The organism is Neorhizobium sp. LMR1-1-1.1, assembly GCF_040675795.1.
GTDB lineage: Bacteria > Pseudomonadota > Alphaproteobacteria > Rhizobiales > Rhizobiaceae > Neorhizobium > Neorhizobium cellulosilyticum.
Genome location: NZ_JBEGHE010000036.1, coordinates 455,438 through 464,579, shown reverse-complemented (window position 1 = coordinate 464,579; position 9,142 = coordinate 455,438). Strand labels below are relative to the sequence as shown.

7 protein-coding genes are annotated in these 9,142 nt (G+C 60.9%); 6 read left to right on the top strand and 1 reads right to left on the bottom strand.

The window, feature by feature from the left end; translation table 11 throughout:
* Positions 1-42: 42 nt before the first annotated feature.
* Positions 43-525, top strand: coding sequence for a gluconokinase (locus tag MRBLMR1_RS22480; protein WP_500066331.1), 483 nt, complete (start codon positions 43-45; stop codon positions 523-525).
* Positions 526-570: 45 nt separating this feature from the next.
* Here the strand turns inward: MRBLMR1_RS22480 and MRBLMR1_RS22475 are convergent, their stop codons facing one another.
* On the bottom strand, positions 571-1,206 hold the full coding sequence (locus MRBLMR1_RS22475) for a GntR family transcriptional regulator (protein ID WP_246436277.1): 636 nt from the start codon (positions 1,204-1,206) through the stop codon (positions 571-573).
* A 338-nt stretch (positions 1,207-1,544) separates the two neighbouring features.
* Between MRBLMR1_RS22475 and MRBLMR1_RS22470 the strand changes: the two genes are divergently transcribed.
* From MRBLMR1_RS22470 to MRBLMR1_RS22450, 5 genes are read left to right on the top strand one after another with little or no spacing between them, the layout of a single operon-like run.
* Entirely contained in the window at positions 1,545-2,312 is a 768-nt protein-coding gene (locus MRBLMR1_RS22470) for a 5-oxoprolinase subunit PxpA (protein WP_148146645.1), read from the top strand.
* 45 nt (positions 2,313-2,357) lie between these two features.
* Positions 2,358-3,959, top strand: a complete 1,602-nt coding sequence (gene pxpB / locus MRBLMR1_RS22465) for a 5-oxoprolinase subunit PxpB (protein WP_500066328.1) — start codon at positions 2,358-2,360, stop codon at positions 3,957-3,959.
* Positions 3,956-5,722: an acetyl/propionyl/methylcrotonyl-CoA carboxylase subunit alpha gene (locus MRBLMR1_RS22460; RefSeq protein WP_500066307.1), complete on the top strand. Its 1,767-nt coding sequence runs from the start codon at positions 3,956-3,958 to the stop codon at positions 5,720-5,722. Before pxpB ends, MRBLMR1_RS22460 begins: the two co-directional genes overlap by 4 nt.
* Entirely contained in the window at positions 5,719-7,542 is a 1,824-nt protein-coding gene (locus MRBLMR1_RS22455; protein WP_500066305.1) for an ABC transporter ATP-binding protein, read from the top strand. Before MRBLMR1_RS22460 ends, MRBLMR1_RS22455 begins: the two co-directional genes overlap by 4 nt.
* A 56-nt stretch (positions 7,543-7,598) precedes the next feature.
* Positions 7,599-9,134: an ABC transporter substrate-binding protein gene (locus MRBLMR1_RS22450; protein WP_500066303.1), complete on the top strand. Its 1,536-nt coding sequence runs from the start codon at positions 7,599-7,601 to the stop codon at positions 9,132-9,134.
* The last annotated feature ends 8 nt before the right edge of the window (positions 9,135-9,142 follow it).

Genomic DNA, 9,142 nt, shown 5'->3' with positions numbered 1-9,142 from the left:
TCAGCCTCTGAGGCACAGGCCTTCCGGCGGCCCATCATCGTGATGGGCGTCGCCGGCTGCGGCAAGAGTTCGGTCGGTATGCGTCTGGCAGAAGCGCTGTCCCTCCCCTATCAGGAAGGCGACGATCTTCATCCTCAGGCCAACATCGCCAAGATGTCGAAGGGCACGCCGCTCAACGACGATGACCGCTGGCCCTGGCTCGATCGCATCGGCGAGATTCTGGCCGATCACGCGACAAGCGGTATCGTCCTGACATGCTCGTCACTGAAGAAAGCGTATCGCGACAGATTGCGTGCGGCGGCGGGCGGAAAGCTGGCCCTCGTGTTTTTGGATGGCAGCAAGGCGCTGCTGACCCAGCGCATGGGCAGCCGCGAAGGCCACTTCATGCCGACCAGTCTTCTGGAAAGCCAGCTCGCGACACTGGAGCGACCTGATAGCGAAGCCGGCGTTGTTGTCGTCAATATCGACAACACGCCGGAGATGATTGCCGAGCTGGCAATCGAGGGGCTGAAGGGGCTTGTCTAGCCTAAGACAACAAAGCTGGCTCACCGGTACGGCTGAGCCGTCATTTTAGGCCGACGGCGCCACGCGAGCATAAGCGCCTAGAATAAAGCGCTCGGCACGCAGCAGATAAGCTTCCAGCTTTTCAGCTGCGGCCCCCGAGCGGCCAGCTTCAAGTTCCAGCAGTATTTCGCCATTCTGGTCGATGAACGGGCCGTGCAGAAACTCGGGATCCTGAAGCAGGCCGAAGACGAGGCGCAGTTCCAGCGAAATATGTGCATAAAAACTTGATAGGCGCGGGCTGTCTGCAAGTTCGACGATCGCCGAGTGGAACGAGATGTCGGCGCTCCCGACGCCGAGCCAGTTTCCTGCCTCGCGGCAACGATGCGCATCATCCACCGCCAGCCGCATGCGCTGCGTACCCGGATGGCGCGGATGCGCCTGCGCCAGTGCAGAACATTCGATGAAGCGCCGCACACGATAGATGTCTATGATGGTCGACATGCTCGGCGTGGAAACGAAGACGCCGCGGTTTGCTTCGTAGCGCAGCAATCCTTCCTTCGTCAGGATACGGAAAACTTCACGCAGCGTGTTTCGCGAAACCTGCAGCTCTTCACACAGCACCATTTCAGAAAGGTGACTTCCAGGCGTGAGCGTGCCCGATATGACCTTTTCGCGAACGCGCTCGGCGACCGTTTCGGCCAGCGTCTGTACAGGCTCCGCCGCTCGCGATCCTGTCGCGTTGCTGCCGCCAAGGTTTGAGTATCCTGTTTCATCACCTTGCGGTTTACGTGCAGCCAAGCCTTACCCTTTCGCTTCGGACGAGCTTTTCATTTTCGGTAATGCGCTTCCAAGCCGCTCACAAGCAAAATGAACTGAAGGCAGAGGCAGAAAGCGAACTTATCCGTGCAGAATTCATCTTTTGCGCAAATATTGAGCAATTGATCATTTGTAGGGCATTACACAAAAATTGTTCAACACTCTGGACAGTATTGTTCGCCTTTGTTAGCGTTTAGTCAACTTATCAAGACGGATGGAATTTCATGCCGACCATCGACATCAACAGTGACTTGGGCGAGAGCTTCGGAGCCTGGACGATGGGCGATGATTCCGCCATGCTCGATATCGTCAGCAGCGCCAATGTGGCCTGTGGCTTTCATGCGGGCGACCCGGCCGGTATCCTCAAGACCTTGAAGTCAGCTGCCGAGCGCGGCGTCGCCATCGGTGCGCATGTAGGCTACCGCGACCTCGCCGGTTTCGGCCGCCGCAACATGGACCCATCCAGCGAGGAACTGATCGGCGACGTGATCTACCAGATCGGCGCGCTGCAGGGTCTCGCAAAGGCCGCGGGCACGCGCGTCACCTATGTCAAGCCGCATGGCGCGCTCTACAACACGATCGCCATTGATGCCCGCCAGGGCAAAGACGTCATCGACGCGATCCTCGCTGTCGATCCCTCATTGGTGCTGATGGCGCTCGCCGGCTCTCCGCTTGTCGCTCAGGCTCGCACAGCCGGCCTGACTGTCGTTGCCGAAGCCTTTGCCGACCGCGCCTATACACCGGAAGGCAATCTCGTCTCGCGCCGCGAAAAAGGTTCTGTTCTGCACGATCCAGACCTCATTGCCACGCGCATGGTGCGCATGGTCAGGGAAGGCGTGATCGAGGCGATCGACGGGACGTTCACCAAGGTCGATGCCCAGTCGATCTGCGTGCATGGCGACAGCCCGGGTGCCGTTGCCATGGCCAAGCGCTTGCGCGAGGTTTTCGAGCAGGCGGGCCTCAGCATCCGAGCCTTCAGCGGAATTGCCTGAACGATCATGCAGCCCGTCATGCCGAACACGACCCGAGACACGTCGATGCGCATCCTGCCGGTGCGCGGCGATTGCATTCTCGTAGAACTCGCCGACCTCGGTGAGGCGCTGGCGCTGTTCGATGCGCTGAAGACCAGACCGATCGAGGGCGTGACCGAAATCATTCCGGCTGCACGCACGCTGCTCGTCTCGTTCGATCCCTACACGGTCTCCGAGGAAGCACTGGTTGATGCCATCACGGCCCTAGCCGGTGGTGAGCGCAAGGCTGCATCTGGTGCGCTGGTTGAAATTCCAGTGCGTTATAACGGCGAGGATCTGGCCGAGGTTGCCGGCATTCTCGGCATGAGCGCGGCAGATGTCATCCGGCTGCATGGTGAAAGCGATTATGTCGCCGCCTTTACCGGCTTTGCGCCCGGCTTTGCCTATCTGTCCGGCGGCGATCCGCGCCTTGCCGTGCCGCGTCGCAAGTCGCCGCGCACGCAGGTTCCGGCTGGAGCTGTTGGTTTGGCCGGCGAATTCAGCGGCATCTACCCGAAAACCAGCCCCGGCGGCTGGCAGCTGATCGGCACCACGCCGCTCGCGATGTTCGATATCGACCGCACGCCCGCCTCGCTGCTGCAGCCGGGCAGTCGCATCAAGTTTCGCGACATGGCGAAGGATGCGGCCTACGAGATCCAGACATCGGCCAGATCTGCCGCAGCCAAGGCGATTGTATCGCCAGAAGCCGATACGGCATCGATCGAAATTCTCTCCATCGGCCTGCCGATCCTGTTTCAGGATCTTGGCCGTGCGGGTCAGGCCGGGCAGGGCATCAGCGTTTCGGGCGCCGCCGACCGGGCAAGCTTCAAGGCCGCCAATCGCCTCGTCGGCAATCCGGCAAACACAACCGCACTGGAAATCACCCTCGGTGGCCTCAGCTTCCGCATGCGTGGCCAGAGCGTCATGGCACTGACCGGCGCTACGATGCCGATCTCGATCACCGGCGCTGACGGCAGCAAAATCTCGGGCCTGCACCACACAGCCATCGCGCTCGATGACGGCGACGTCGTTTCGCTTGGCACGCCGGAAAGCGGCATGCGCTCCTATCTGGCGTTGCGCGGCGGATTTGATGTTGCGCCGGTGCTTTCCAGCACGGCGACAGACACGCTGGCGCAGATCGGCCCTGCCGCCCCGGCTGTCGGTGATATCGTCAACATTCGGACCGCACCGGCAAACACATTCGTTTCATTGGAAGAACCCGCCTTTGCCATGCCGTCCGCCACAGAAACCATCGTGCTCGATGTCGTGATGGGCCCACGCACCGACTGGTTTAGCAACTCCGCCGTCGAAAGCTTCCTCACCCAGGAATGGTCGGTCACGCCGCAGTCCAGCCGCGTCGGTATCCGGCTGTCGGGCGATGCTCTCGAACGGTCCAACCACGGCGAGCTACCGAGCGAGGCCACCGTACGCGGCGCGCTTCAGGTTCCGGCCAGCGGCCAGCCCGTGCTGTTTCTTGCCGATCATCCGCTGACCGGCGGTTATCCGGTCATCGCCAATGTCGCCGGCCATCATCTCGATCTCGCCGGCCAGATACCTGTCGGCGCAAAGATCCGCTTCAACGCGGTGAGCCGCTTCGCGCCCCGTCTCATTCCAGGAAAATGCCCATGAAAAAGGTTCTGATAGCAAACCGCGGCGAGATCGCGGTGCGGATCATCCGGGCCTGCAAGGATTATGGCCTGACCTCGGTTGCCGTTTACGCGGATGCCGATGCCGACGCGCTGTTCGTAACTCTGGCCGATGAGGCCTATGCGCTGAATGGCGTGACCGCAAAAGACAGCTATCTCGATATCGACAAGCTGATCGCCATTGCGAAGCGCTCGGGCGCCGATGCCGTGCATCCCGGTTACGGTTTTCTCTCGGAACGCAGCGAGTTTGCGCAAGCTGTCATCGATGCCGGCCTCATCTGGATCGGCCCCGATCCGAAGGTTATCGAGGCGCTCGGCGACAAGCTGAAGGCACGCGCGATCGCCCAGAAAGTGGGCGCGCCTCTGGTTGCCGGTTCCCATGGCGCGATTTCCTCGCCCGCCGAGGCTCTGGCCTTCGCAAAGAAATTCGGCCTGCCGATCGCCATCAAGGCGGCGCATGGCGGCGGCGGACGTGGGTTGAAGATCGCCCGCGAACTTGGCGAGGTCGAGGAACTGTTTTCATCGGCCACCCGTGAAGCGGTGGCCGCCTTTGGTCGCGGCGAATGTTATGTCGAGCAGTTTCTCGACCGCCCGCGGCATATCGAGGCGCAGGTGCTGGCGGACCGTCTCGGCAATGTTCTGGTGGTGGGAACCCGCGATTGCTCTTTGCAGCGTCGCAACCAGAAACTTGTCGAGGAAGCACCTGCGCCTTTCCTCTCCGATGAACAGCGTGAAAAGATCCATTCCGCGGCGCGCGATATCTGCGCCGAGGCTGGTTACACCGGCGCCGGCACGGTGGAATTCCTGCTCTCCGCCGATGGCGTGGTCTCCTTCCTCGAGGTCAATACCCGCCTGCAGGTGGAACACCCGGTGACGGAAGAGACCACCGGTCTCGATCTCGTCATCGAACAGTTCCGCATCGCCGAAGGACTGCCGCTCAGCGTGACGACGATGCCGGAACCCCGCGGCCATGCCATCGAGTTCCGTATCAACATGGAAGATCCCGGCCGTGGCTTTTTGCCGTCTGCCGGCGAGATTTCCAGATTTGCCGCACCTTCCGGCCCCGGCGTGCGTCTGGATTCCGGCGTCGTTTCCGGCTCGGCCATTCCGCCGATGTTCGATTCCCTGTCGGCCAAGCTGATCGTCTGGGGCGCGACCCGTGAACAGGCGATTGCCCGTTCACGTCGCGCGCTGAGCGAATTTGCCATCGAAGGCGTGCCGTCGGTGCTGCCCTTCCATCGCGCAGTCATCGCCCATGATGACTTCGCTGAAACTTTCCGCGTCCACACGCGCTGGATCGAGACCGACTTTGCCGAAACGCTCGAAGCCGCAAGCCGCCCTGCCCCGGCATCGAGCGCCGGCCTTCTGCGCAGCCATGTCGAAATCGACGGCAAGCGTGTGGAAATCGGTATTCCGGATGCCTTCCTGCGCCTGCTCGGACCGCTTTCGGCAACCTCGAACAGCGACAAGAAGAGCCAAGAGAACGATGCGGGTGCGGTGATTGCACCCGTGCCCGGCCTTCTCGTTCACTGGAATGTTTCCGATGGCGCACTTGTAGAAAAAGGTGAAGTTCTGGCAATGATGGACGTGATGAAGATGGAAACGGCGGTCACCGCACCGGTTTCCGGCACCATCACCATCCTTGCTGAAGCCGGTTCATCACAGACGGCAGGCGCCGTCATCGCCCGCATCGATAGCGGCAAACCTTCAACGACCGAACAGGCCAAGCCGGAGACACGGACATGACCACGAGCGAAACCATCAAACCGCTTCTGTCGGTCGAAAACCTGAGCGTCGAATTCGGTTCCAGCCGCGTCGTCGACGATCTGTCGTTTACGGTCGAGGCCGGCCAGACCGTTGCCGTCGTCGGAGAATCCGGTTCGGGCAAGTCGGTCACCTCGCTGTCGACCATGCGACTTGCCGACATGATGGGCGCGAAATACGCGAGCGGCCGCATCATGTTCAACGACAAGGATCTGCTGAAGGCGTCCCAGAAGGAGATGCGGTCGATCCGCGGCAAGGAGATCGCCATGATCTTCCAGGAGCCGATGACCTCGCTCAACCCGGTCTTCACCATCGGCGACCAGATCTGCGAAGTGCTGATGCTGCATGAAAAGCTCGGCAAATCAGCCGCCATGACGGAGGCCCAGCGCCTGCTCGACATGGTGCGCCTGCCGGATTCAGCCCAGCTTCTTCACCGTTTCCCGCACCAGCTTTCGGGCGGCATGCGCCAGCGCGTGATGATCGCCATGGCGCTTGCCTGCCGCCCAAAGCTGCTGATCGCCGACGAGCCGACCACCGCGCTCGACGTGACCATTCAGGCGCAAATCCTCAACATCATGCGCGACCTGCAGAAGACACTCGGCATGGGCATGGTCTTCATCACCCATGACATGGGCGTGGTTGCAGAAATGGCCGACCATGTCGTCGTCATGTGGAAGGGCCAGAAGGTCGAGGAAGGTCCGGTCAACGAGATTTTCGCCAACCCGCAGCATCCCTATACCCGCACGCTTCTCTCCGCCGTGCCTCGCCTCGGCAGCATGTCCGGCGAAGATTTCCCGAAGCGCATGCCGCTCACCGTTCTTCAGGATGGCGAACCGACCGTGGTCGGTGAAGAGCGCGTGCAGGACACCGCGAAATACAACGAAAAGCCGCTTCTGTCGGTCAAGGACCTGTTCGTTCGTTTCGACATCAAGAAGAACCTGTTCGGCAAGGCCACCCATCGCTGCAGCGCCGTGCAGAAGGTTTCCTTCGACATCCATCCGGGCGAAACGCTCGCACTGGTGGGCGAGAGCGGGTCCGGCAAGTCGACGATCGGCCGCACGATCCAGCAGCTGCAGTCGTCCATGGGCGGCGAGATCGCCTTCAATGGCCGCACCTATTCGTCCATGTCCGCCGCCGAGCGTTTTCGCATGCGTCAGGAAGTGCAGTATATCTTCCAGGACCCGTTCGCCTCGCTCGATCCGCGCAAGACGGTCGGCTTCTCGATCGCCGAACCGATCAACACCCATGGCCTGATCAACGATAGCAAGGCAGTCAAACGCCGCGTCGATGAACTGCTGGAGCGGGTCGGCCTACCTTCGAATGTCGCCTCGCGTTACCCGCACGAATTCTCCGGCGGCCAGCGCCAGCGTGTCTGCATCGCCCGTGCGCTTGCGTCCGATCCCAAGCTGATCATCGCCGACGAAGCACTGTCGGCACTCGACGTGTCGATCCAGGCGCAGATCATCAACCTGTTCATGGACCTTCAGGCAGAGCGTGGCCTCGCCTATCTGTTCATCAGTCATGACATGGCCGTTGTCGAAAAGATGAGCCATCGCGTCGCCGTGCTTTATCTCGGCCAGATCATGGAAATGGGTTCGCGCCGTCAGGTGTTCGGAAACCCGAGCCACGATTATACGCGCCGCCTTCTCTCCGCCGTTCCGGTTGCCGATCCGACGGCATCGCGAAACACGGCGCTGATTGAGGGCGAAATTCCAAATCCCGTCCGTCGCGTCGGCGACGAGCCGGCCATTCTTTCCCACGAGGAAATCAATCCGGGTCATTTCATCGCCAAAAGCGCCTGAAGAAACCCGGATCACAAACCGCGACACAATCGCAAGCATCTGAAGAGGAACAGGTAATGACAACGTTCAAAAGGGGACTGGCGTCGGCGTTCGTAGCTTTCGCTCTCGCCGGCACCGCACTTTCCGCCGCCCCGGCCTTTGCCGCAGGCAAGATGACCATCTCGTCGCCGCAGGATCCGGGCAGTTGGGATCCGATCGACACGTTCCTTGTTCAGTGGGCGGCGGTTGCCACAAATATCTTTGACGGCCTGACCTATCGCGGTCCCGACCTCAAGCTCGTTCCCGGTCTTGCCGAGAGCTGGGAAGAACTGGACGAAGGCAAGCGCATACGCTTCAAGCTGCGCCAGGGCGTGAAATTCCATAACGGCGAAGACTTTAACGCCGCCGCGGTCAAGTTCACCTTCGAGCGCCTTCTCGGCGAACAGGGTGCCAAGGGCCCGCAGCGTTCCAACTATATCGCCATCGAAAGCGTTGACGTCATCGACGATTACACGGTCGACCTGAAGCTGAAGGCGCCGGATCCGGTCCTCTTGACCAAGCTCGCCGGTTACGGCGCGATGATCGTTCCGCCGAAATACATCACCGAAAAGGGTGAGGACAATTTCAACCTTAACCCGGTTGGAACAGGCCCATTCAAGTTTGTCTCCTATCAGCCGAAGGTCGACATCAAGCTTCAGGCCAACCCGGATTACTGGGGCGGGGCGCCGAAGCTGTCGGAACTCGAATACCGCTTCATCTCAGAGCCAGCGACCGCGGTTGCCGAACTGCAGGCCGGCCGCGTCGATCTCGTCATCCCGCCGACCATTCCGATCGGCATGCTGCCGGTCATCCAGGGCGACGACAAGCTTGAGATCGTTTCCGTTCCCGGCCCGACCGTCGATGCGCTGCGTTTCAACACCCGTGACGGCATCACCGCCGATCCGAAGGTGCGCAAAGCGATCATCATGGCCGTCGATCGCGGCACGATCGTTAAGTCGATCCTCGCCGGCCAGGCCTCCGAGATCACCAGCTTCCAGAGCGCGCTTTCCTTCGGTTTCGATCCGGACCTGAAGGCGATCCCGTATGATCCGGCAGGTGCGAAGAAGCTACTGGCGGAAGCCGGCGTAAAGGCTGGTGCGACGCTGCAGATCGACATCCGCGGCAATGACGCGACGATGAACGAAGTTGCGCAGGTTATTTCCAGCTATCTGTCGATGGTTGGCATCACCGCCACGATCAAACCTTACGAAACCAACGTTCTGCTGAACGACATCATCCCGCAGGGCAAGACCGGCGCGATGTTCCAGCAGAAATGGGGCGGCTGGACCTTCGATTACGACAACACGGCGTATTCGATGTACCACTCGGGCGAAAAGTGGAACCCCTACGACAAGGACGAAAAGCTGGACAAGCTGCTGGAATCGCAGCGCCCGCTGACCGACCGTGCCGAGCGCGAAAAGATCCTCAAGGAAGTCGGTGCCTATGCATCCGAACGCGCCCTTGAGCTGCCGCTCTACAACACCAACGCGATCTTCGGCATCAATAAGCGGGTCAAGGGCTTCATCGCGCCTCCGGACAACCGCATGAAGCTGACCGACGTCACCGTCGAATAATCTTCGCG

Excerpts from the sequence above, each read along its gene's own strand:
- MRBLMR1_RS22480 (WP_500066331.1), top strand. The coding sequence starts at position 43 with ATGGGCGTCGCCGGCTGCGGCAAGAGTTCGGTCGGTATGCGTCTGGCA.
- MRBLMR1_RS22470 (WP_148146645.1), top strand. The coding sequence starts at position 1,545 with ATGCCGACCATCGACATCAACAGTGACTTGGGCGAGAGCTTCGGAGCC.
- pxpB (WP_500066328.1), top strand. The coding sequence starts at position 2,358 with ATGCGCATCCTGCCGGTGCGCGGCGATTGCATTCTCGTAGAACTCGCC.
- MRBLMR1_RS22460 (WP_500066307.1), top strand. The coding sequence starts at position 3,956 with ATGAAAAAGGTTCTGATAGCAAACCGCGGCGAGATCGCGGTGCGGATC.
- MRBLMR1_RS22455 (WP_500066305.1), top strand. The coding sequence starts at position 5,719 with ATGACCACGAGCGAAACCATCAAACCGCTTCTGTCGGTCGAAAACCTG.
- MRBLMR1_RS22450 (WP_500066303.1), top strand. The coding sequence starts at position 7,599 with ATGACAACGTTCAAAAGGGGACTGGCGTCGGCGTTCGTAGCTTTCGCT.